Source organism: Actinomadura sp. 9N215 (genome assembly GCF_044326345.1).
Classification (GTDB): domain Bacteria; phylum Actinomycetota; class Actinomycetes; order Streptosporangiales; family Streptosporangiaceae; genus Spirillospora.
Map to the genome: position 1 here is coordinate 20,373 of NZ_JBIRBA010000009.1, position 22,787 is coordinate 43,159.

The following is a 22,787-nucleotide window of genomic DNA, read 5'->3' on the forward strand; positions in this document are numbered from 1 at the left end:
GCCCCGCCCCCGACGGCGGGGCCGGAAGGCTATGGGTGGTCGATGGGTGGGGGTGGGGTCCAGCGGCTGGTGGGAGTGGGGATGCCGCGGGCGGGTTTGAGTTCTTCGGGGATGGCGTAATGCATGACGCGGCCGCGGGTCAGCGAGGACAGTTCCAGGCGGGTGACCAGGCGGCCGAGGCGGTCGGACAGTTGGGAGGCCCAAGGGCCGCGGTCCTCGAAGCTTTCGATCACGCTGAGCAGGGCGGGGCCGGCCTTGACGAGGGTGTCGAAGCCGGAGCGGGGCACCTCGAGCCAGTCGGCGGCGGTGTCACCGATCAGGAAGCGGATGAGGGCGGGGACGAGAGGGTCCAGCAGAGTGCCGGGGACGACCTGTTCGTACATGTCGATCAGTTGCCGGGTCAGGTGGACGCCTTCGGGCGAAGGGCCCATGTGGCGCATCATGTACCGGTCGGAGAACTCGCGGGCGGCCTGCAGGTCGGGCGGGATGTCGGCCGGGTCGCAGCCCAGGACGGCGCCCACGACCGTCCAGGCGTAGTAGTAGGCGTCGGCGCCGCCGGGGGTGATGTGGACGCCGAGGCGGTGCAGGGCGTCCAGGACCTGGATGCTGAACATCATCAGCCCGCCGAGCATGTCCTCCTGGCAGATCGCCACGGGTTCGGGCCAGCGGTCCTCCTGGCGCAGGTGGCGGCGGATGGTGGCGTGCAGCAGCCGGACCTTCTGCGCGGCCGGCAGGAACCGGCCGCCGGCCTCGAACGCGTCGGGTTGCATCAGGTAGACGGTGAACTGGCCGGTCTCCGCCATCCGCCGCGCCGGGTAGGCCAGCGAGTGGGTGGCCGACAGCAGCCTGGCCACGTGCGGGACGACGTAGCAGGCGGGCATGGACGCGAACGACAGCGCGGTGGAGATGTGCACGTCGTTGTCGATGAAGAACTGCCGCGCCTGTTCCATCATCGTCCAGTCCACCCAGTCGGGCGGTGTGGCCGTGGCCTGCAGGTAGTCGCGTGCGGCGTCCGGCAGCCCCGTCGGCAGGTCCTGTCCGGAGGTGGTGACCCAGCGCATCAGCGTGTTGAACCGGGGCACCTGCCCGCCGGTGAACAGGGCCTCGACGGTCGCGTCGGCGAGTTCGTCGCCCTTGAGGCGCAGCGAGTCGAGGTAGGCGTCGGTGTACCGGCCCGTCGCGGCGGGCGGATCGGTCTGGGCGGTGGGTTCAGACATCTGCGGTCACCTCGGTGATCAGTCGGGTCAGGGCGCCCGCGGCCTCGGACGGCAGGCGCACGCGTTCCAGGGCCGCGCGTGCCGCGGCGGCGCGGTCGTCGATCATCTGCCGGATCTGGTCGCGGGCGCCCGAGCGGTGCATGATCTGCCGGATACGCGCGGTCTCGTCCTCCTGGACGGGAGCCTGGAGCAGTTCCTGCAACTGGACGCGGTCACTGTCGTCGGCCCGCTCCAGCGTGAGGGCCAGTAGCGCGGTGGGTTTCCGGCCCGTCAGGTCGTCCAGCGACGATTTGCCGGTTGCGGCGGGGTCGGCGAACACGCCCCACAAGTCGTCCCGTAGCTGGAAAGCCTCGCCGAGCGGGCGGGCGTACGCGGTCAGCGCCTCCAGCACCGCCGGCGCCGCGCCGCCCAGGACGGCGCCGATCCGCAGCGGCCACTCGATCGTGTAGGAACCGGTCTTCAGCCGCACGACCTGCAATGACCGGCCCACGTCCGGTGCGGCCCCGGTCCGCAGTATCTCCAGGCACTCGCCCGCGATCAGCTCCCTGCCCATCGCCGTCCACGCCGACACCGCCCGGGCCAGGAACGTGCGCGGCAGCCCCGAGGTGTGGAACAGCTCTCCCGCCCAGGCCAGCAGCAGGTCACCGATCATGATGGCCAGTCCGTCGCCGAGCCTGGCGTGCGCGGTGATCCGGCCGCGCCGCAGCGGGCTGCGGTCGATGATGTCGTCGTGGACGATCGCCGCCGCGTGCACCAGCTCCAACGCCGCGGCCGCCCGCACCATCGGCTCGGCGTCGGGCTGCCCGGCCGCCCGCCACCCCCAGTAGCAGAACGCCGGACGGATCCGCTTGCCTCCGGTCACCGATGCGCGCAGCTGCTCGGCCACCGGCTCCAGCTCGACGTCCAGCGCCGTCAGCGCGCCGATCTCGGAGTCGACGAACTCCGCCAAGGCCCGGTCGACACGGACCCGAAGGTCACCCATCGTCCCGCGGGCTCTGGGCGGCACGCTCGCTCACCCGCCGGGCCAGAATCTCCATGTGCGCCGGCGGCGTCTGCGGGGTCCGCCGCAGCGCCAGCTCGCCCCGCGCCCGCAGCTCCTGCCGCACCTCGCCCAACCCGGGAAGGCGCCGCACCACGCCGCGCATCCCGCCCATCACCACATCGGCCGCCCCGGCCGCCAGGTGGAGCACCTCGTCGTGCACCCGGACGTTCTCGCCTCGCACCATCGCAACTCACAGTCATGTGGACGACACCATCGGCAATATCACCCCACTTCTGGTCACGTCCTGCCATCGTCCCGTCACAGTTCTCACCGCGGGGTAAGAGCACGCTGGCGTCAGATGTCATTTCGGCTGCCCACATGGTGGCCGCGGCCTTCACCGGCGAGTCAGGCCGCGCTGGGACATCGCCGCCGTCGCGTTCAAGGAAGGCCGCGAAGCCTGTCGCGGCGCCGCCCCGCTGCGCCCGAGAACGCGGACACCGCGCCTGTGAACGGGGGCGCGGCGTCCGAGCGCGCCGACGAAGGCTGGCATGGGCCAGGTGTCATGGCGCGGAATGCGATGAGTTTCGGAGGAACCGACGGTCTGAGTTTGTGAGTGATCACCGCTGAGCACGAGCTGATCGAGCGGCGGGTGCTGATCGGTGAGGAGTTTAGGAGTTCATGTAGGCGCCCCGTAGGGCGCGTTGGGCTTGTGCTGGGGCCGTCCCGGCGCGGGAAGAAACACATGGAGGTACCGGATGCGGAAGTTGATTCTGGGTTTTTACGTCTCGCTCGACGGTAAGAGCGCTGACGGTGACAACGGAATCCGGGACGTCATGATGAGCATCGACGACCCCGAGCAGGAGGAGTACTTCGTCAACCGGCTGTGGGAGGCCGGGGCCTTCCTCATGGGCCGCAACACCTACGAGATCATGGCCGGATACTGGCCCACCTCCGACCACCCGTCCGCCCAGGCCATGAACGAGATCCCCAAGGTCGTGTTCTCCCGCACCCTGAAATCGGCCGACAACTGGCCCGAGACCCGGATCGCCGGCGGCGACACGGCGGAGGAGATCGCCAAGCTCAAGGCCGAGCCCGGCAAGGACCTCGTCGCCGCCGGCGGCACCGAGTTCATGCATTCGCTGATCAAGCTCGGCGTGGTCGACGAATACCGGCTGTGGGTGCTGCCCGCCGCCACCGGCAAGGGCGCGCCGCTGTTTCCCGAGCTGGATGAGCCCGTGAACCTGCGCTTGGTGAAAAGCACGTCCTTCCCGTCCGGAATCCTCGAACTGGTGTACGCGCCAGCCGACAAATAGACCCGGCAAGCGACGCTCGTCATGGTGGCAGCGGGGGGTAGGCGCCTGCCCGTCCCGGTGCCGTTCAGTTCTCGGGCGAGGTCGTAACCGGCCACTGGCCCTTGAGCGTCGACGTCCCCTCACGAGTGAACGCGATTGCATCTCACCTACAAAGCCATGCAGGAGACTGGACCTTCCGGTATGCCGGTGCCCGGCGCCGCGGTCAGCTGAGGGGCTGTGGAGAGGGCGGTGCGGAGGGCGTCCAGTTCGGCGGCGGCGCGTGCGCGGGCGGTGCTGACGTCGTTCTCAACCGGTTGGACGATTTCGAGGTAGCACTTGAGCTTGGGTTCGGTCCCGGACGGTCGGATGATCACTCGTGCCCCGCCGGTGAGGTGGAATCGCAGGCCATCGGTGGGCGGCAGACCTTCGGTGGGGTGGGCGAGGTCGTCGAATGTTTCGACCGCACGTCCGGCCAGGTGTGCTGGTGGGTGGGTGCGGAGCCGGGTCATGGTGGCGGTGATCTGGGCCGGATGGTCGGTCCGGATGGAGAGTTGTGTGGTGGTGTGCAGGCCGTGGGTGTGGGCTTGGTCGTCGAGGAGGTCCAGGAGGGTACGGCCGTCGCGGCGGGCGTGGGCGGCGAGCGCGGCGACGGTGAGGGCGGCGCTGATCCCGTCCTTGTCGTTGACGAGGACGCCGTGGTTGTCGCCGATGCTGTAGCCGAGGGCTTCTTCGTAGCCGAACACCAGCCGGTCGGTCGGCCCGCCCGCGCGCATGATCCATTTGAAGCCGGTCAACGATTCGGCGTACCGGACGCGATGTGCCGCGGCGATCGAGCGCAGCAGCGACGACGACACGATCGTGGTGGCGACGAGGCGGTCGTCCCCGGTGGTGTGCCGCAGAACGTGCTCGGCCAGCAGCCCGCCGACCTCGTCGCCGGTCAGCACCCGCCAGCCGCCGGCGTCCGGGACGGCCACCGCGCACCGGTCCGCGTCGGGGTCGTTGGCGATGACCAGATCGGCGTCCCGCTCCCGCGCGAGCGCGAGGGCCAGGTCGAGGGCGCCGGGTTCTTCGGGGTTGGGGAAGGCGATGGTGGGGAAGTCGGGGTCGGGGTCGGCCTGTTCGGGGACGACGGCGGGCGCGGGAAACCCGGCGCGGTCGAACGCCGCGAGCAGCACGTCGCGGCCGACGCCGTGCAGCGGCGTGTAGACGATCGAGAGCCCGTCATCGGCGGGAGCGCCGAGGTTCAGGGACGCGACCGCGTCCAGGTAGAGGCCCGCGCTTTGGTGGACGGGCCAGGAGTCACCGAGCGGGAGTTCGTCGACGCGGCCGACGGCGTCGATCGCGGCGGAGATGTCGGTGTCGGTGGGTGGGGCGATCTGTGCGCCGTCGGCCCAGTACACCTTGTAGCCGTTGTCGCGGGGCGGGTTGTGGCTGGCCGTCACCATCACCCCCGCCACCACGTCGTCGAAAGCGCGGACGAAGTGGGCGAGGACGGGGGTGGGGACCGGGGCGGTGAACACCTCGGGCCGCAGCCCCGCCCCGGCCAGCACGGCGGCGGTGTCGTCGGCGAACCGGTGTGAGCCGTGCCGGGCGTCGAACCCGACGATCACCCGCCCACCCGCCGGCAGACACCCCGCCAGCCCGGCCGCCGCGCGCATCACCGTGACCCGGTTCATCCGGTTCGGGCCCGCGCCGAGTTCACCGCGCAGCCCGGCCGTGCCGAACTCCAGCCGCGCACCGAACCGGTCGACCAACGCCTGCTGGTCGCCGTTGTCCAGGATGGTGTGGAGTTCGGCGCGGGTTTCGGGGTCGGGGTCCTGGGCCAGCCAGTCCGCCGCCCGCGCGCGAAGCTCGCTCACAGTTTCGCCAGCACGGTGGCCAGCAGCGCGCCCATGCGTCCGGCCGACGCGCGTCCCGCCGCCAGGACCTCCTCGTGGTCCAGGGGCTGGTCGGCCAGTCCGGCGGCGATGTTGGTGACCAGCGAGATGCCCAGGACGTCCGCGCCGCCCCGCCGGGCCTCGATCGTCTCCAGGACGGTCGACATGCCGATCAGGTCGGCGCCCAGTGTCCGCAGCATCCGGATCTCGGCGGGTGTCTCGTAGGTCGGGCCCCGCAACGCCGCGTACACGCCTTCCGACAGTGTCGGGTCGGCCTCCTTGGCGAGGGTGCGGAGCCGGGCGGAGTAGGCCTCGGTGAGGTCCAGGAACTGCGGGCCGGTCAGCGGGTTGGCGCCCGACAGGTTCAGATGGTCACAGATCAGCACCGGGTCGCCGACCCGCTGCCGCTCGGGCCGCAGCCCGCCCGCCGCGTTCGTCAGCACGATCGTGGTGGCCCCGGCGGCCAGCGCCGTCCGCACCGGATGCACCACCGCGTCCACCCCGTGACCCTCATACAGGTGCGTGCGGCCCAAGAACACCAACGCGCGGCGCCCGCCGACCTCCACCACCCGCACCCGTCCCGCGTGCCCTTCGGCGGCCGGGGGCGCGAACCCGGGCAACTCGGTGACCAGCACATCGGTACTCGGCGACCCGAACGCGTCCGCGGCCGGAACCCAACCCGAACCCATCACCAACGCGACATCGAAGGAGTCCACCGACGCGCGAGCGCGCAACTCGTCCGCAGCCGCCCGGGCCTGTGCGAAAGCGTTCATGGGCGCACCAGGGCGCCGGAGCGGGCGATGATCTTCCCGCGTTTCATGACGAGCGTTCGCGGCGGTGGTGTCACGACGATCTCGCCGATCGCTTCGCCGGGGAGGACCACGAGGTCGGCGACGTCTCCGGGCTTGAGGTCGCAGGGCGGGACGCCGAGGACCTGGCGGCCCAGGGTCGTGCCCATGGTCACGGCGAATTCGAGGTCGTCGTCCCTGCGCCAGTAGCGCTTGTAGGCCAGGAACATCGCCCTGGCGAGGATGTCGCCCTCGCCCCACGGCGACCAGCGGCTGCGGGCGGAGTCGGATCCGAGGCACATGCGGACGCCCATCGCGTGCAGGGCCTTGACGTCCGGCACCGGCAGGAGTCCGTGCACGCCGACGGCGACGGCGATGTCCGCGTCGGCGAGCACCGAGGCCAGGCGTTCGAACTGCGACGGCGTCGGGTCGGCCAGGCTGAACACGTCGCAGAGGCTGACCTTGCCGTGCATGCCCAGCGCCTTGACCCGCTCGGCGATCCGCTCGATGAGCCAGATGCCGAGGTCGCCGGACTCGTGCGCGTGGAAGTCCACCGGCACCTGGTACTTGTCGGCGAGGCCGAAGACGATGTCGAGCTGGCGCACCGCGTCGCCGTCGACGCCTGCGGGGTCCAGCCCGCCGATCATGTCGGCTCCGGCGCGCAGGGCCTGTTCGAGCAGTTCGGCGGTGCCGGGCTTCCGCAGGATGCCGAGCTGGGGGAACGCGACGATCTGCAGGTCGGCGAGATCGGCCATCTCCTCGCGGACCTGGAGCAGGCCGTGGACGCCGTCGAGGCCGATCTCCGGGGCCACGTCGGTGAAGGTCCGGATGGACGTCGAGCCGTAGGCGACGCACCTGTCGAGGAAGGCGCGGGCCCGGGTGGCGACCGGGGTCGTGGTCTCCGCCCACTGCCGCAGCTGGTCCTCGAACATCTGCTCCATGGTGATCGGCTCCGACGTCCGCCGCACCCACGGCTCGCCCCACAGGCTCTTGTCGGCGTGGGCGTGGCCGTCGACGAAGCCCGGCAGGACGATCTGTCCGGCGAGGTCTTCGACGTGGTCGTCCGGGCCGAGATCGGCCGGCGTCCGCGTGCCGACGGAGTGGATCCTCCCGTCGGCGACGGTGATGACCCGCGGGTCGCCCGCGCCGTGCGGACGGACGTTGGACAGGATGATTCTGGGCATGATCCGCTTTCTCGTGCGTCCCGGCGTCCGGGATCGTGAATGGTCGTGACCTCGACTATTCGAGGCGGCTGAGCGCGGTCTCCTCCAGCGCGCCGGCCAGGCGGTAGGCGATGAGCGAGGCCAGCAGGACGATGGCGACGCCGCCCCAGACGAAGTCGTAGTCCGACAGCGTCGCGGCGACGGTCATCGAGGCGCCCAGCCCGTAGCCGGTGGCGAGCCATTCGGCCACCATGGCCGCGCCGATCGACAGCGGTAGCGCGATCTTGACCGAGGCCAGCAGGGCCGGCAGCGCGTACGGCATGAGCAGTTTGGTCAGGCGGTGCCTCCGTCCGGCTCCGACGGCGGTGAGCAGGTCCACGGCGCTGCGCGGGACCGCCCGCATCGCGAGCAGGACGTTGACGAGGATCGGGAAGAACGTCATCACGGCGATCAGGATCGTCACGGCGAGGATCCCCCGCCCGAACACGAGCGCGAGGAGCGGCATCGCGGCCACGATCGGGATCGACCTGAGGGCGATCGAGATGGGCATCAGCACCCGCTCGATCACCGGGAACTCGTGCGCGACCACTGCCATCGCCACCGCGAGGACCAAGCCGACCACAAAGCCGAGACCGGCGTCGCCGATGGTGCGCAGCAGCGACGACAGCAGGTACGGCAGCGGCGCCTCCGCCTCACCGGACGCGGTGACCAGCTGCGTGTCCCCGGTGGCGAAGTAGGGCGCGACCTGCAGCGGGCCCCGCGCCACCTCGGTGCCGCCCGGCACGACGAGGACGAGCAGCCACCAGCCGAGCACGACGCCCGCCAGCGTCCCGACCGCGGCGAACGCGGCGCGCAGCACCCGGGCCGCGGGGCGCGCGTCGCGGCGTCCTCCGGGGCGGGCTGCGCGCGCGTCCAGGACGGTGTCCGCCGAGCGGGTCCACGGCAGGATCAGCCGGACGATCAGCGGCAGCGCCAGGAACGCCACGGCGGCGAGCAGCGAGGTCACGATCGCCAGGCCCCAGGCGCGGGGGACGTCGAACGCGCCCTGGGCCTGGATCATCGCGACCCCCAGCCCCTCCTCGCCGCCCATGTACTCCCCGATGATCGCGCCGAGGATGGCGCTGGGCGCGGCGACCTGGAGGCCGCCGACGAGGCTGGGGATCGCGGCGGGCAGCCGCACCTTGCGGATCACCGTCCACTCGGAGCCGCCGGCGGCGCGCACCACGTCGACCGAGGTCCGGTCCACGCTGCCGAGGCCGAGGATGGCGGCGACCAGGGTGGTGAAGACCACCGCCTGCGCGGCGAGGATCACGCTCGGGACGTTGCCGCGGAAGGCGATCGCGAGCAGCGGGGCGAGGGCGATGAGCGGCAGCGCGATCGCGCCGACCGCGACCCGCTCGAACAGCGCCTGGACGCGGGGGAACGGCAGCGTGCACAGGGCCAGGGCGATCGCTATGCCGTTGCCCCAGAGGTAGCCCTGCAACGCCGACGACATGGTGACGGTCGCGTTCGGCACGTAGTAGTCGGCGTCGTCGCGCATCTGCGCGAGCACGTCGGCGGGCGCCGGCACCAGCGACCCGAGCCCGCCGAGCGACAGCACCTGCCACGCGAGGGTCAGGACCACGACCGTCAGAAGCGGTGGGACGGCCCGCCGCAGCCCGGCGGAGGCGACGCGTCCCAGACCCGTCGGCGCGACGCGCCTCAGGCGCGCGGTGCGCGGCGGGGCGGCGGCGTTCATGGCGCCGCCCCGTTCCCGCTACCGGTGCTGCTCACGGTGCCGGTGCCGGTGCCGGTGAAGAGCTTCTCCGACAGCTCGTCGCAGAGCGCGTGGAAGGCGCCGTCCTGCAGGATCTCGGGCGTGCGCGGCCTGGGCAGGTCGACGCGGACGACGTCCAGGATCGTTCCAGGACGCGGTGACATCAGGACCACGGTGTCCGAGAGCAGCACCGCCTCGGCGATGCCGTGGGTGACCAGCACCGTGGTCGTGCCCCGCTCGGCCCAGATCCGCTGAAGCTCGAAGTTGAGCCGCTGCCGGGTCAGATCGTCCAGCGCCCCGAACGGCTCGTCGAGCAGCAGGAGTTCGGGATCGGTGACCAGCGACCGGGCCAAGGACACCCGCTGGCGCATCCCTCCGGACAGCTGCGACGGCCGGGCCTTCTCGAACCCTTCGAGGCCGACGAGACGGATCAGGTCGGCCACCGCGGCGCCGTCGCGGCGGCCGGCGACCTCCAGCGGCAACCGGATGTTGGCCTGCACGCTCCGCCACGGCAGCAGGCCGGCGTCCTGGAACGCGATGCCGACGCCGTGGCCCTCGCGCAGCTCGCGCGGCGTCCGCCCGTGGACCGTGACGGTCCCGGCGGTGGGGGTCTCCAGGTCGGCGAGCATCCGCAGGACCGTGGACTTGCCGCACCCGGACGGCCCCAGCAGCCCGACGAACTCGCCGCGCCGGGACTCGAACGAGAACTCGCGCAGCGCCTCGACCGACGTCCCCTTGCCGGCGAACGTCTTCTTCAGGCCGCTCGTGCGGATCCCCTCGGAAACCGGTGCGTCGCCTGAGGCGGCCTGCGCCGCCCCGGTGCCCGGCAGTGTTCTCTTCTCCGGCATGGCGTGCCTCACCCCCCGAGCAGCTCGTTGGTGAACAGCGACTTGTCGAGCTTGATCCCGATGCTGGTCAGGCTCGTGATCGTTTCCTCGATGAGCGCGTCCGACATCCAGAACAGCTTCGTGGCGCCGGTTCCGGCGCCGCTGACGTACGGCGCGATGGCGGCGAGGGACTTGGCCTGCTCGTCGAGCTTCAGGCCGAGCTTGGCGCCGTACTTCTTGATGATCACGTCGGCGGCGTGCCGCTGATCGCGCAGCGCCGCCTCCCAGCCCAGCCTGCTGGCCGTCATGAACTTGCGGGCGCGCTCGCGGGCGGCGGGGTCGTCCAGCGTCTTCTGGGACGCGAAGAAGACGCTCTGCATCCGGTTGAACCCGAAGTCGGCCAGCGGCATCACATGCGTCTTGACTCCGCGCAACTCCAGCGACACGGGCTGGTTGGACGCGAATCCCCAGATCGCGTCCACCTCGCGGGCGGCGAGCGGCGCGGGATCGAACTGGATCGGCACCAGCCTCACCTTGCTGACGTCGACGCCGTTGCGCTTCATGAAGACCAGGGCCGTGTTCTTCCCGGCCAGGGTGATGCCGAGCTTCTTGCCCTCGATCTCCTTCGGGCTCCTGACCGGACGGTCGGCGAGCGAGATCCAGGACTCGGGGCTCTTCAGCAGCCCGGCGCCGACGATCTTCAGCTTCGAGCCGCGGGCGACGGCGGTGGCGACGTTCTCCGGGATCGCCTCGACGCCGAGGTCGACGCGGTTCGTGGTGACCATGGGGACGACCGCGGAGTTCGGCCCGCCCGGCAGGACCTCGACGTCGAGTCCCTGCTTGGTGTAGAGCCCGTCCTCGGCCCCGACGAAGATGCCCGCGTACTCCGCGTTCGGAATCCAGGCGAGCTTCACCGTGAACCGGCCCTTGCCGTCGCCGTCGCCGCCGGCGGCGGACGAGCCGCATCCCGCCAGCCAGGGGACGGCCGAGCCGGCTGCCACCACGGCCGCGCTCTGGCCCGCGACCCGGAGGAACGAACGCCGGCCAAGGCCAGGCGGCGCGCAGAAGTGAGTCATTTCGTGCTCCCGAAAGAGTCGTCGTCGTGATCGCTGTGTTGAGGAAGGGCTAGCGCTCTACGCGAGGTCGTTTTCCGCGAGCAGCGTGTGGATGACGTGAGCGTTTCCGCTGTTGGCGAAGTGCTCCGTCTCACGGATCATTCCGTCGAGATGCACGACCATGAGCCGCTCGGCGGCGTCGGCATCCCGGTCTGAGATGCTCGCGACGATGCCGCGGTGCTCCTGGTCCCACCGAAGCAGTGCATCCTGCTTGATTCCGATCATGATGAGCAGTCGTTCGAGCAGGTCGAGGCGCTCGTCGAACAGGGTCGTGCTGATCGCCTGGATCTGCTTGTTGTGCGAGGCCTGGCCGATCGTCTTGTGAAAGGCGAGCCGTTCGCGCCACCGCGCCTCACCGCTTGTCTCGACCATCGCCCGCAGGCGGGTGAGCTCCTCCGGGCGGGCCCGGAGCGCGGCGGCCCGCGCGGCCTCCCGTTCGATGCCCCGCCGGCCGATCAGATGGTCGATCAGGTCGTGGACGTCGCGCAGCGCGAGCGCCTCGGCGAAGGACGACTCCCGCCGGCTGTCCAGCTGCTGGTTCGCCGCGACACGGTTTCCCTCCTCGGTGAGGATCCGCCCCTTCTTTCCCAGGGACAGGGTGAGGGCTCGCTCGTCGAGGTCGTTGAGCAGCCGGCTGACGGTCGACTCGCTGACGTCGAAGCCGCGTCCCCGCAGGTGCCGGGTGGCGGCCCGCGCCCCCACCGGGCCCTCCTGTGCGCTCATGAACGCCAGAAGCGCGGACTCCATCACCGGCGTGTGCCGCACGGTTGCCTCCTCGTCGTCAGGCCGTGCCGGAACCGTAGGTGCCTTGTCCAGGTATGTCAATAGTGACGAACGTAGTCGGGTTATGACACTGTATGGCCGCAATTGACGTACGGAGGAGAGACTGGATGAACGGCGACAAGCTGGCCCACCACCTGCACCTTCGCTCCCGGGACGTGGGACGGTACGCCCTCCTGCCCGGCAACCCCGACCAGGTGGCCTCGATCGCGGCGCTCCTCGACGCGCCGGAGTTCGTCGCCCGCAACCGCGAGTTCGAGACCTGGCGCGGCACGGCGGACGGCGAGACGGTCATCGTGACCTCCACCGGCGTCGGCGGACCGTCCACCGCCCTCGCCGTGGAGGAACTGGCCGCGCTCGGCGTCGACACGATGATCCGGGTCGGGGTGTCGGGCTCGATGCGTGCCGACATCGTCAACGGCGAGCTGGCCGTCCTCACCGCGGCGATCCGCGACGAGGGCACGACCAGGCAGTACCTGCCGATCGAGTTCCCGGCCGTCGCGGACATCGACGTCGTCCTCGCGCTGCGCCAGGCGGCGGACCGCGCGGGCGTGCCCTACAGGTGCGGGCCCGCGCACACCAAGGACTCCTACTACGGCGAGACGGAACCGGAGCGGATGCCGCTGGCGGCCACGCTGACCGAGCGATTCGAGGCCTGGCGCAGCGGCGGCGCCGTCTGCTCGGAGATGGAGACCGCCACCGTGTTCATCGTCGGCACCGTGCTCAACGTGCGCACGGGCGCCGTCGTGATGATGTGGAGCCAGGACGCCATCGACGCCGGCACGGCCCCGTCCAGCGACCCGCTGTTCACCACCGCCGTCGACGCGGTACGCACGCTCATTACGTCGAGCACCCCGTCCACCACACCCGCGCGAACGGCCGGCGGCGCGTGACAAACCCGGCCACCGATTCCCCCAACAGCCACGGCAACACCCAGCCGCCCGCAACGTCCCGCAACGCCCAGCCGCCCGCAGCGTTCCGCAATGCGCAGGTGCCGGCAGCGTTCCGCAATGCGCAGGTGCCGGCAGCGTTCCGCAATGCGCAGGTGCCGGCAGCGTTCCGCAATGCGCAGGTGCCGGCAGCGTTCCGCAATGCGCAGGTGCCGGCAGCGTTCCGCAATGCGCAGGTGCCGGCAACGTTCCGCTGCGCGCAGGTGCACGCGGTGCTCCGCTGCGCGCACGTGCACGCGGTGTTCCGCAGGATGCCGGGCAACCCCCGCGCACGGGACGCGACGTGACCACGAACCACCCAAACCTGGAGGCCGACGGGGACTTGCCCGACCGGTCCGGCGCGGACGGCCCGGCCACCCGCACGACACACGCGCGCGGCGCGCTGGGCCGGCCGCTGCTGGGGCTGGTCGCCGTCGTCCTGGTCGCCGCGAACCTCCGCGTCGCGGTGACGAGCCTCGGCGCCGTCCTCGACCAGGCCCGCACCGATCTGGCGATGTCCACGTTCGCCACGTCGACCGCGGCGACCCTGCCGGTCGTGTGCTTCGGCGGCGTCGCGCTCGCGACGCCCTGGCTCATCCGGCGCGTCGGCGCGAAGCCCGGGCTCGCCCTCGCTCTCGGACTCCTCCTGGCCGGGCAGCTGTTCCGCGTCGCCGGCGGCGAGACCGCCCTGCTCGCCGGCACCTTCGTCGCCTGCGCCGGCATCGCGGCGGGGAACGTGCTGATCCCGGTGATCGTCAAGATCGAGTTCCCGGCCCGCGTCGGCGAGGTCACCGGCGCCTACAGCGCCGCCATGTCGGCCGGGGCCGCGATCGGCGCCGCCGCGACCGTCCCGGCCGGCGACGCCGTCGGCGGCTGGCGGGGCGGCCTCGCGTCCTGGTCCGTCCTCGCCGCCGTCACCCTGGCGATCTGGCTGCCCCAGACGCGCCGGAGCGTCGCCCCGGCCGAACCCCGCGCGCCCGCGACCGCCATGATGCGCAGTCCGGTCGCCTGGGCGGTCACCCTGCTGTTCGCGACGCAGTCCGTGCTCGCCTTCGTGGTCATGGCCTGGCTGCCGACCATCTACCTCGACGCCGGCTTCCCCCCGGACCGGGCCGGCACGCTGCTGGCCGTCGCGCTCCTCGTCGGCGTGCCCGTGTACTTCGTCGTCCCTGTCCTGGCGGCGCGGCTGCGGCGGCAGGGGGCCCTCGGCGCGGGGATGACCGCCGTCCAGATCGTCGGCCTGACCGGTCTCCTGCTCCGCCCGGAGTCGGTCCCCTGGCTCTGGGCGATGCTCATCGGCATCGGCGGCGGCGTGTTCCCGCTGACCCTGGCGCTGTTCAGCATGCGAACCCGAACCGCGACGGAAACCGCCACCCTGTCGGCGATGGCGCAAAGCGCCGGCTACCTCCTCGCCGCACTCGGCCCGTTCACCATCGGCGTCCTGCGAGACGTCACCGGCTCCTGGACCACGCCGCTGTCGCTCCTCATCGCGATCTGCCTCGTCCAGGCGGCCCTGTCCTTCAGCGCCGGAAAGCGACGCCTCGTGGGCAACCCGGCAACGCCGGCGACCTCCCGCCACCCAGCAGACCAAAAGCCCTCAGACGGCCCCACCCCATGACGCGACGCGACACCGCCGGTCACCATCCCCGCCGTGGCGGTGCCGCTCGGCCACCCGGAATCCGCCCCGAATCCGACAACAACGGCCCCGAGCCAGCGATGCGCTCTCTAATGTTCAGCCTGGCGCCAAACGTGACCGCCGCGACCTCGGACGCCGGGCCGGCGCCTGCCGCCGCGGAGACCTTCACCTACACGACCGCGGGCTGCTGCTCACCGCGTCCGGATCGGCGGGCTCCAGCTCGTTCGCCTACAACCTCGACGGCCAACCCACCGCGCGGACCGACGCGGCCGGGACCACCACGTACGGCTACGACCCTCCACACCTGCTAATTCGTGGCGGGAACGACCGCCGTCCTCGTCCACAACTGCCAAGGCGAGACGCTCGATCGAGCAATCGCTCTGCATCAGACACGTACGATCCAGGAAACCACAGTCGGGTCGCGAAGGTGCGTCCAAGCGGTCAGCCGGACGCTCCCACGGAGATGTGGGTCGCGCGGACGCTGATCTGGTTCCTTGTGGAATGCGGCTACAGCCACCCTCACCTTGTGAGCTCTCTGGAGTCCGGGGGCCACAGCTGGCGCGCGTATTCCCCGCTGGCTGCGCAGAGCGAGTCGCCCAGTTGTTCACCGGACGGCACGGGAAAGAAACCGGCCGGGCTGAGGACGCGGACCTCTTCGTCTGGACGAGTTGTGGACACTCGGTCAGAACATGGCGGACGGACACTCAAAGGTTGAAGCACTGGAGGATTTTCCAGAGCTGAACGCTCCCGAAGCGGGCATCGCGATGCCGCTGACATCTACAGCCTCTACTCGGTCCTAGCGCTGAGGGTATGCAGTTTCCTGCGGAGTTTCAGGACGGCCCGAGGATGCGATCTAATGCGGCCACGTAATTCTCACGTGCGTGGGGCAGTTGCAGCAGAACATGCCAGGCTCGGTTGGGGTGAGGAATTGCGGGCACTTTGTCACCAGCGCGCGGCCGTGTAGGAAATGCCGCTAGAACTGGCCGGGCGCTGGCTCCGCAGCGTCGTCAATCGATGAACTCCGCTGTATCGAGTCGGCGGCGATCGATGTGGAGGCGGAGGACGTCGGCTCGTGCGTAGTGGCCGGTGGGGTCGAAGTTGTGACGTTCGGCGCGGACGGCGGCGGGGTCGATGTCGGCGGTGACGAGCCGTTCCTCACCCGAGACCGGAGGAGCGATCCATTGGCCGTCGGGCCCGGCGATGGCTGAGCCGCCGTCGTAGCGGGAGGCGCGTTCGGCGAGTTGGTCGTGGAAGGGGAAGTCGGTGGGGATGTCGGCGTAGGAGAACAGGGCACCGGCGGCCAGGGAGTAGACGCGGCCTTCGAGGGCGATGAACCGGGTGATGTCGCCGGTGAGGCGGGACGAGCCGGGCCAGACCGAGACATGCAGGTCCTCGCCTTGGGCGTACAGGGCGTGGCGGGCCAGCGGCATCCAGTTCTCCCAGCAGATCAGGCCGCCGACGGCGAGGCCGCCGACCTGATGGGTGCGCAGGCCGTGTCCGTCGCCGATGCCCCAGACCAGGCGTTCCTCGTGCGTGGGCATCAGTTTGCGATGCGCGCTGACGATCGCGTCCGCCGGGGAGATCGCGGCGAGCGTGCAGTAGACGGTGCCGCGGACGCGTTCGGTGATGCCCAGGTAGGTGAAGACCTTCAGGTCGCGGACGGCCTCAACGATCATGCGCAGTTCGGGGCCGTCGAGTTCGACGGCGGCGTCCAGGTAGGCGGCGTAGGCGCGTTTCTGGTCGGGGTCGTCGAACCGGGCCCCGTCCGTCTGCTCGACCCAGAACGGGTAGCCCGACAAGAACGTCTCGGGGAAGGCGACCAGGTCGACGTTGTCGGCGGCGGCCCGCTGAAGGAAGTCCATCACCTTGGCGGCCCCGGCCGCGGCGTCGAGCCAAGGGGACCGGGCCTGTGCTGCGGCGACACGCATGCCGGCGATTCTCTCAGAACGCGCACCAGCGCTGCGTCGTCAAGGCGACCTGCTTACCTGCGAAACATGCGCGCACCGCTTTCCAGAGCGGTCCTGCCGACGCCCGTATGCGGAATGTTTTGTGCGATGACCGCAGCGGCACCCGTGCGGTCGCGCGCCCCCCGGGCCGTTTAGGGCCGTCCGATGGCGCGATTCTGGATTGGCGGCTCTTTCAGCTCATTCGGCACGTTGACCTTGTCGAGTGAGCTGCCAGCCGACTCAGCGGCGGGCCGTCGCCGGGGCCGCATGAAACGTTGAACCGCATGACTTCGGTGGCGGTTCGTCGCGCCGTGCCCGGTGCTTGCGGCATTGCCCAATTCGGCCGTGACGAGGGACGGGGGTCGATATCCCGATGGACGTCGACCCGAACCGCATTAGCAGGGTGATCACCTTCGTGGGGCCAGGACGGGCCTGAGAGGTTTGAGCTGGTCAGGCTCCCTTTCTCTGTTGGTGTCGTGCGGGTTGGTGGGGCCTTGTGAGGTGCGCTGAGGCGCCGTTTGTGCCAGCCGCATGCCGGCACGACCCCACCCTTCCGGAAACTGTCGTTCAGGTCGGCGCGCCGCTGCCACGGTGTTGTGACGGGACGATCAGGCTTTCCAACCGCGTGCCGATCTGGACCGCTGAAGGGACCGCATGGGTCTCAGTGGGCCCGGATGCGGCGGTGGCGCAGACGTCGACGCTGAGTTCGGAAGCGAGTCCGCTGCGAGAGGTGAAGCAGGGGTGCTCCGACCGGCGGCCGACCCGCCCATCCTGCTTGAGGACGGAGTGGTTGGTTCGGCTGACGCCTTTCGGGTCAGGTGAATGCTGTTTGGCGGGGGCGGCGCGCGCGAGTTTGGCATGGATCCGACGCGGAGCATTGGGGAAGGTGCCGCGCCGGTCTGGCGGTTCGGCCGATGTTTCGCTTGCGCGGTCGGTCGATCAACGAGGCGTCGTCCAGGCCTGGGGGTGTCGTCCCAGGAAGGCGACGAACCTGTCGATCGGCTGGGTGTCGGCCGTGACCGTCACTGCGTCGGCCATCATGCCCGGTGCTCGAAGAGCCGGTTCCAGCCCGCGTGCGATGGTGAGAGCTGCTTCGGCAAGGTGGGGAGCCACTGTGATGGGTTGACCGGTCGCGGCCGCTAGGTCCCAGCCATGGCCGAGGGTCTCCACACTCATGTACTCGGTGATGCCGGTGCCGGTGGTCTGGCCGAACGGCAGCGCGTAAGTGTCGGACAGGTGGGCCGGTGTCCAGTTGCGGCGGATCGTCGCGCGCGCCGCGTGGAAGGCCTCGACATGTGATCGCCCTACCGGGTCGAGACCGTGGACCCTGCGCGGATCAGTCGGCCCGCCGGCAGGCAACTGGCCGAACCAAGTGAGGCCATCGATGAGATGAGCGAGAAGGTCGTCGACGGTGAACTCCGAACACGGCGTCGCCGCACTGCCTTGCTCGGCGTGGATTCCTTCGACGACTCCGTCAGCCCACGCCATGCAGTCGTCGAGCAGAGCGAGCGGTGGTGTGGACATCACCGCAGGCTAACGCGCTCACGACCGATCCCGCCAGCCACCGGCTTCCTCTGCCCCAGGGCCGAGCGGGTGACGGCGACGAGGGCTTCTCCCCGGTGGACGGCTGAGCGCAACGCCGTCTTCGCCGACGCGAACGCCTTCTTCCGGCGAGCCCGTTCTGCGAGTGGCGCGGTCATGTTCGACCGCGCCCGGTTCGCGCGCGGCAGGTCACGTTCGCCGGAGCGGCCCTGCGGCGGCCTGAGGGGTTGCCGGACGGCAAGACTGATCACCTGGCGCAGTAGCGAGATCGTTATCCAGTACGGCCTCGCGGCCTTGGCCAGGCTTAGGCCGCGCCCCATCCCAGTCCGAGGGTCTAGAGACAAGGCCACGCACGCCGTGACCGCGACGCGGCCGCGACGCGACCGCGGGCGATGACTTCGCCGCCCGTCGTCTCGATGCCAGTAGCCGTGCCGATAATCGATGCCAATAGGCGTGCCGATAAGCCGCCTATCGGGCCCGCAAGGCGGGCTTGGACCTCGGTCAGGCGGCCGGCGGCTGATGGAGGCCGAATCGTACGCCCTGGTCGTCCTGGCAGAACGCGAACCGTCCGAAGCCCGGTTCTTCTGGGCGCGGATCCTCGGCCTGTCCACCGAGTTCGCGGACGGCGGTCACGGCGCCGTCGATATCGGGGACTGAGAAGAAGACGTCGATGCGACATTCCGAATCTTGGTCGTGGAGACCGCCGCGGGTCGTAGGAGTCTCCACCCATGCCTGATCGCCCTCTCCCATCGGGTGGAAGGTCCAGGCGAGCAACCGGCCGTAGAAGGCTTTTGCGCGCTTGGCGTCGGGGACGCCGATTTCGAAGAAGGAAGGTTCGCCGTGCATGGGAACTCCTCATGATGTTTGCGCTGGTGAGGCTGACAGTACAGGCGAGCAGCCGTCCCGGTCTTGGACGATTGTGACCGCTCCGGAACACGGAAAGCGAAGACCCAGCATCATGTTTGGCAGATCTGGGACATGCTTGACGGTTCCAGGAGATCGTTGATCTGAGCGCTCTGGTCACTCACCGCCGACCGCCGACCATGGTGACTGCGTTGGTCAAGCAGCCCGGCCGCGCCGCGCGCGGGCGGACCAGCAGGTCTTCCTCGAATTGATCGAGGCGTGGCGGCATTTGGATGCAAAGCGAGCACGGAGCCGTCGCCCAGAAAGGCGCTATGGCGCGGCTGCCCGCAATAAGCGGCCAGGTGGTAGGTGCCGCGATAGCGGCGTCCATGATGCAGGGCCGCGAACCGGTTGGTGATCGGCCTGAGCGTCGGCAGGGACATCGTCCACTGCCGGCATGGCGAACCTGCCGCAGCCGCCGTCCACCAGCGGCAACTCGGTTCTCCAGCAGTACTGGCACCATCCGACCGGAACCCCGTCCGTGTAGACCAGCACACCGTGCGAGCGCCCTTCGCACACCAGCGCCCGCCTGTCCTGCGGCCCCGGACGTGGTGATGGAGCCCGCCCGTCCGGGGCTTCGTGTGTGACAGGCAGTGGCGCTCGCCCACCTGCAGCGCGAGGTGCGACGGTGCGGCCGTGTGCGTCGGCGCCGTCGGCGGACGGGACGAACTGGTAGAGACCCCGCACCTGCGCGGCGGTCTCCCCGGCGGTAGCGTCCCGGCGGTCTTCTGGCACGGAGGCGGGCTCACCCGAGCTGCGGTTCGCCTCCTATGGGCTGGTGGACGCTGGTCCGCACTCGAATCGGGCTCACGCCTCCCTGAACCTGGAGCGTCCTGGTTCCGCAGGCGCTCACGGGCGTCGCCATCGTCGGCGTCGTGCACGTCGCGGTGTGGCACCGGATCCCGCGTGGGTGGCGCTGCTCGCCGGGGCGGCGCTGGCGCTGACCCGGTCGCGGCGCTGATGTTCCGGTTCAACGACCCCGACGCGCTGCTGGTGCTGCTGCTCATCCTCGGCGCGTACGGGGCGATCCGCGCGCAGCAGAACACGAGCATCCGCTGGCGGCTGCTCACCGCCGCCTGCGCTGGCACCGGGTTCCTGGCCGAGATGCTTCAGGCGTTCCTGGTCGTCCCGGTGTTCGCGCCGGTCTACCTGGTGACCGCGCCGCCGCCGGTACGGCGCCGGCTGCGGCAGCTCGCCGCCGCCGGTGGGGCGCTGGTGGCGGCGGCCAGGTGGTGGGCCACGGCCGTCGCACTGGTGCCCGCCTCGTCCCGGCCCTACATCGGCGGGTCCCAGCACGACTCGGTCCTGGAGCTGGCGCTCGGCTGCAACGGCATCGGGCGGCTCTGTCCGAACGCCTCAGCGGCCGCTGCCAGCTCATTGATTCGAGTCCCCGCACCGACGTGCAAGGGTAAGAGGTCTTGCCCAGGGCCGCCAGGAATATCAGGCAGAGACGGCCGGTGGCGGGTCGCGGCGTTCGTCGTCGACCACCGCTTTCTGTAGCTGATTGAGGGCCGCTTCGGGATCGCGGAACAGGCTGGGGTTTCTCTCCCAGTAGGCGAGTTCGAGCTGCGTCAGGTTCCGGACCACAAGGACCTCATCGACCTTCACGATGAGGATCGAGCCGACCTGCACCACGGCGCGCGGGGTCTGGCCGAGCGCGACCACGAGCCGGGCCACGGCCTCTCCCTGGCTGGCGTCGATCTCGGCTTGTGGACGATGCAGCGCCTGCATCTCCGTCGCGCGCACCAGCCTGGCCACGACGTCGTCCATCGGAGCCGCTCCGCTCGCGGCCTTGCGGAAGCGCAGCAGGAACTCACGAAACCAGCTCGCCCGCACCGGGGCGAACGCATGGCCGACCTGAAGGCCAAGATCCCCGATGATCCCGACCAGGGCCGTCTCTGCCGCGACGTGCTGCTCGGGCGAACTGAGGTAGATCCGGGACGACCACCAGTGCACACCACGGCCTCGCAGGCTGACGCGCCGGCGCGCGACGGCCATGTCGTCGAACAGTTCGGCCGCTTCCCGAACGGTGCCGACAATCCAGAAGACCGTGGTGAGCTCGGTCACCGCGAATATCTTTTGTATCCGCCGGTCGCGGCAGACCAGAGTTATCGCGCCGCCGTCGCGTTCTGCCCTGTTCAACGCATGGATCAGGGCACCCAGGGCCGCGGAGTCGAGGAACACAACGCGCGTCAGGTCCACCACCACCCGACACGTCCCCCGATCCATGACCTCGTCCAAGTGATTCTGGAGCCTCGGCGCGGTGTAGGCGTCGATTTCACCGGCAGGTTCCACGACGGCAACGTCAGGGCGAGACGGGTAGACGTGATCCGTGATCGCGAAGTCGTGCACCGGGGGAGCCTCCTTGATGGCGTTCCTGACCGCGGCAAAGCCGCGCTTCAAGACGAAGCGTTGCAGATCCTCACTGATCGTGTTCGGTGATTAGGAACGCTTGTGAGCCCATGGGGCGCATTGGCCGGTGGAGGTCATCAGCTCAACCTAGGCCGCCGCGCCCTCAATCACACGTGTGGCCATTACCGTAACAATCGTCCGGCGCCGACCGGGCGGGAGATCGACGGTTGCCTCCACGCCTGATGTGACCAGGAACTTTTACTCCAGACGCCTGTCCGCCGCCGATCGGCTGAGAGTTGCTCCCCGGCTACTGGTTCGGCAACGGGCAAGGAGTCGAAGCGGCCCGCGGGTGAAGCCGTTGGCGCGATGGCCGTGACCAGCTGCCGCTGCATGGCGTCCAGTTCGGCGATTTCGGCGTCCAGCTACTCGATACGACGGGCCAGCCGCGCCAGCACCCATCGGGCACCCTGGCTGGGCTGGGTGATGTCGCCGGGGCGAAAGCCCGCGGCACGCTTGATCGCCATCGGTGTCTTTAGCCCGCCGAGCTGCTCACGCACGTCGTCGGGAGAGGTATCGATGAGGATTGGAACTGATTGGGAGCCTGCGTGCGTGACTTGACCGCACTGCGCCGGGCCAGGCGCAGCAGGTGCTGAAGAGGCGGGCGAACCTGCCGAGCTCATGGACGCGGTCGCCGCTGGCCGGGCCGGGGCGTACCGAGCCAGCGTCCGGCGCAGGCGGTCCATCCGGTGGTCCATCCTTGAATGGATCTGTTTCGTCCGCGCACAGCGGCTGGACGGAGGCGGGTGCTCCGATTCCACCACCAATTTGGTTATCCCGAGGGCCGCGTCAATTGATGACCGCGCCGATGAAGAACAGGTCTTCCAGCCAGGACGGCACTTCGCTGCGAGGCGCGCCTGACCGTAATCACCCTGTAAGGACGGCTGGGCTCCTTAAAGATCGGACAAGGTGGCAGGCTCAAGACGCCGCGGCGGGCTAATAGCCATTCCCAGATCTTTGGAAGGTCGATCGTGCGTAGTTACGTCACCGAGTTCATAGGCACATTCTTCCTGGTCTTCACCGTGGGCTGCACCGTCCTGGCGAAGGCGCCGCTCGCCCCGCTGGCCATCGGGGCGGTGCTGATGGTCATGGTGTACGCGGGTGGACACGTCTCCGGTGCCCACTACAACCCGGCGGTGACGCTGGCGGTGCTGTTGCGGGGGCGGATCGGCTGGACCGAGGCTGCCGCCTACTGGACGGCCCAGGTCATCGCGGGCGTCGTCGCCGCCCTGGCCGCCCGGTACATCATGGATCCGGACAAGACCGCGGAACTGTCGCCGTCCGGCCATGCACTGGGGGCGACGCTCCTGGGCGAGGCCGTGTTCACCCTCGCCCTGGCCTACGTCGTCCTCAACGTGGCGACCAGCAGGGATCACCCCGACAACAACTTCTACGGGCTGGCCATCGGCTTCACCGTGACCGCGGGCGCGCTGGCGGTCGGCGGCGTCTCCGGAGGAGCGTTCAACCCCGCGGTCGCCACCGGCGCGGCGACGATGGGCCTGTTCGCCTGGTCCAAGCTCTGGATCTGGCTGCTGGCCGACCTGGCTGGGGGAGCCGTGGCCGCCGCGGCGTTCCTGGCCCTCAACCCCGAGGACCGCGCCCCATCGGAGACCTCGGCGGCTTGA

At 70.1% G+C, this 22,787-nt stretch carries 22 protein-coding genes; 7 read left to right on the forward strand and 15 right to left on the reverse strand.

Annotated features, from left to right (window positions below; translation table 11 throughout):
• Nucleotides 1-29 precede the first annotated feature (29 nt).
• From ACH34T_RS16805 to ACH34T_RS16815, 3 genes are read right to left on the reverse strand one after another with little or no spacing between them, the layout of a single operon-like run.
• Complete coding sequence (locus tag ACH34T_RS16805) at nucleotides 30-1,217, reverse strand: oxygenase MpaB family protein (RefSeq protein ID WP_395993058.1); 1,188 nt, start codon at nucleotides 1,215-1,217, stop codon at nucleotides 30-32.
• Nucleotides 1,210-2,199 carry a polyprenyl synthetase family protein gene (locus ACH34T_RS16810; protein ID WP_395993059.1) on the reverse strand — a complete coding sequence of 330 codons (990 nt, stop codon included), beginning with the start codon at nucleotides 2,197-2,199 and terminating at the stop codon, nucleotides 1,210-1,212. The genes ACH34T_RS16805 and ACH34T_RS16810 overlap by 8 nt, the downstream gene beginning before the upstream one ends.
• Nucleotides 2,192-2,443, reverse strand: coding sequence for a hypothetical protein (locus tag ACH34T_RS16815; RefSeq protein WP_395993060.1), 252 nt, complete (start codon nucleotides 2,441-2,443; stop codon nucleotides 2,192-2,194). Before ACH34T_RS16815 ends, ACH34T_RS16810 begins: the two co-directional genes overlap by 8 nt.
• 511 nt (nucleotides 2,444-2,954) lie before the next feature.
• Here ACH34T_RS16815 and ACH34T_RS16820 point away from each other — a divergent pair.
• The gene (locus ACH34T_RS16820; protein ID WP_395993061.1) at nucleotides 2,955-3,512 is read left to right on the forward strand and encodes a dihydrofolate reductase family protein; all 558 of its coding nucleotides are present in this window, start codon (nucleotides 2,955-2,957) and stop codon (nucleotides 3,510-3,512) included.
• Between the two features lie 146 nt (nucleotides 3,513-3,658).
• Here ACH34T_RS16820 and ACH34T_RS16825 read toward each other — a convergent pair whose 3' ends face one another.
• Genes ACH34T_RS16825 through ACH34T_RS16855 form a run of 7 tightly spaced genes read right to left on the reverse strand, consistent with a single transcriptional unit; the run spans nucleotide 3,659 to nucleotide 11,782 of the window.
• Nucleotides 3,659-5,350 (reverse strand): phospho-sugar mutase, encoded by a 1,692-nt coding sequence (locus ACH34T_RS16825; protein ID WP_395993062.1) that lies wholly within the window; start codon nucleotides 5,348-5,350, stop codon nucleotides 3,659-3,661.
• Nucleotides 5,347-6,141: a purine-nucleoside phosphorylase gene (locus tag ACH34T_RS16830; RefSeq protein WP_395993063.1), complete on the reverse strand. Its 795-nt coding sequence runs from the start codon at nucleotides 6,139-6,141 to the stop codon at nucleotides 5,347-5,349. The genes ACH34T_RS16825 and ACH34T_RS16830 overlap by 4 nt, the downstream gene beginning before the upstream one ends.
• Nucleotides 6,138-7,340, reverse strand: a complete 1,203-nt coding sequence (locus ACH34T_RS16835) for an amidohydrolase (protein WP_395993064.1) — start codon at nucleotides 7,338-7,340, stop codon at nucleotides 6,138-6,140. Before ACH34T_RS16835 ends, ACH34T_RS16830 begins: the two co-directional genes overlap by 4 nt.
• Before the next feature lie 55 nt (nucleotides 7,341-7,395).
• Nucleotides 7,396-9,057 carry an ABC transporter permease gene (locus ACH34T_RS16840; protein ID WP_395993065.1) on the reverse strand — a complete coding sequence of 554 codons (1,662 nt, stop codon included), beginning with the start codon at nucleotides 9,055-9,057 and terminating at the stop codon, nucleotides 7,396-7,398.
• A complete protein-coding gene (locus ACH34T_RS16845) occupies nucleotides 9,054-9,923 on the reverse strand; it encodes an ABC transporter ATP-binding protein (protein WP_395993066.1) in 870 nt (289 codons plus the stop codon). Before ACH34T_RS16845 ends, ACH34T_RS16840 begins: the two co-directional genes overlap by 4 nt.
• Before the next feature lie 8 nt (nucleotides 9,924-9,931).
• Entirely contained in the window at nucleotides 9,932-10,978 is a 1,047-nt protein-coding gene (locus ACH34T_RS16850; protein WP_395993067.1) for an ABC transporter substrate-binding protein, read from the reverse strand.
• Nucleotides 10,979-11,035: 57 nt separating this feature from the next.
• A complete protein-coding gene (locus ACH34T_RS16855) occupies nucleotides 11,036-11,782 on the reverse strand; it encodes an FCD domain-containing protein (protein WP_395993068.1) in 747 nt (248 codons plus the stop codon).
• A 125-nt stretch (nucleotides 11,783-11,907) separates the two neighbouring features.
• Between ACH34T_RS16855 and ACH34T_RS16860 the strand changes: the two genes are divergently transcribed.
• The 4 genes from ACH34T_RS16860 (at nucleotide 11,908) to ACH34T_RS16875 (ending at nucleotide 15,077) form a co-directional block, all read left to right on the forward strand.
• Nucleotides 11,908-12,690: a nucleoside phosphorylase gene (locus ACH34T_RS16860; protein ID WP_395993069.1), complete on the forward strand. Its 783-nt coding sequence runs from the start codon at nucleotides 11,908-11,910 to the stop codon at nucleotides 12,688-12,690.
• A complete protein-coding gene (locus ACH34T_RS16865) occupies nucleotides 12,687-13,034 on the forward strand; it encodes a hypothetical protein (RefSeq protein WP_395993070.1) in 348 nt (115 codons plus the stop codon). The genes ACH34T_RS16860 and ACH34T_RS16865 overlap by 4 nt, the downstream gene beginning before the upstream one ends.
• Nucleotides 13,031-14,344: an MFS transporter gene (locus ACH34T_RS16870; protein WP_395993071.1), complete on the forward strand. Its 1,314-nt coding sequence runs from the start codon at nucleotides 13,031-13,033 to the stop codon at nucleotides 14,342-14,344. The genes ACH34T_RS16865 and ACH34T_RS16870 overlap by 4 nt, the downstream gene beginning before the upstream one ends.
• 205 nt (nucleotides 14,345-14,549) lie before the next feature.
• Complete coding sequence (locus ACH34T_RS16875; RefSeq protein ID WP_395993282.1) at nucleotides 14,550-15,077, forward strand: hypothetical protein; 528 nt, start codon at nucleotides 14,550-14,552, stop codon at nucleotides 15,075-15,077.
• A 292-nt stretch (nucleotides 15,078-15,369) separates the two neighbouring features.
• On the opposite strand, the gene ACH34T_RS16880 is transcribed toward ACH34T_RS16875, so the two are convergent.
• From ACH34T_RS16880 to ACH34T_RS16890, 3 genes are all read right to left on the reverse strand, one after another.
• Nucleotides 15,370-16,290 (reverse strand): carbon-nitrogen hydrolase family protein, encoded by a 921-nt coding sequence (locus tag ACH34T_RS16880; protein ID WP_395993072.1) that lies wholly within the window; start codon nucleotides 16,288-16,290, stop codon nucleotides 15,370-15,372.
• Between the two features lie 957 nt (nucleotides 16,291-17,247).
• Nucleotides 17,248-17,832, reverse strand: a complete 585-nt coding sequence (locus ACH34T_RS16885) for a TIGR03086 family metal-binding protein (protein WP_395993073.1) — start codon at nucleotides 17,830-17,832, stop codon at nucleotides 17,248-17,250.
• 519 nt (nucleotides 17,833-18,351) lie between these two features.
• The gene (locus ACH34T_RS16890) at nucleotides 18,352-18,696 is read right to left on the reverse strand and encodes a VOC family protein (RefSeq protein WP_395993074.1); all 345 of its coding nucleotides are present in this window, start codon (nucleotides 18,694-18,696) and stop codon (nucleotides 18,352-18,354) included.
• 963 nt (nucleotides 18,697-19,659) lie between these two features.
• Here ACH34T_RS16890 and ACH34T_RS16895 point away from each other — a divergent pair.
• A complete protein-coding gene (locus ACH34T_RS16895; protein ID WP_395993075.1) occupies nucleotides 19,660-20,253 on the forward strand; it encodes a glycosyltransferase family 39 protein in 594 nt (197 codons plus the stop codon).
• Here ACH34T_RS16895 and ACH34T_RS16900 read toward each other — a convergent pair.
• Nucleotides 20,194-21,105, reverse strand: coding sequence for an STAS domain-containing protein (locus tag ACH34T_RS16900; protein ID WP_395993076.1), 912 nt, complete (start codon nucleotides 21,103-21,105; stop codon nucleotides 20,194-20,196). The genes ACH34T_RS16895 and ACH34T_RS16900 overlap by 60 nt on opposite strands.
• Nucleotides 21,106-21,527: 422 nt before the next feature.
• Nucleotides 21,528-21,662, reverse strand: a complete 135-nt coding sequence (locus ACH34T_RS16905) for a hypothetical protein (RefSeq protein WP_395993077.1) — start codon at nucleotides 21,660-21,662, stop codon at nucleotides 21,528-21,530.
• 471 nt (nucleotides 21,663-22,133) lie between these two features.
• Here ACH34T_RS16905 and ACH34T_RS16910 point away from each other — a divergent pair, with 471 nt between their 5' ends.
• Nucleotides 22,134-22,787, forward strand: coding sequence for an MIP/aquaporin family protein (locus ACH34T_RS16910; RefSeq protein WP_395993078.1), 654 nt, complete (start codon nucleotides 22,134-22,136; stop codon nucleotides 22,785-22,787).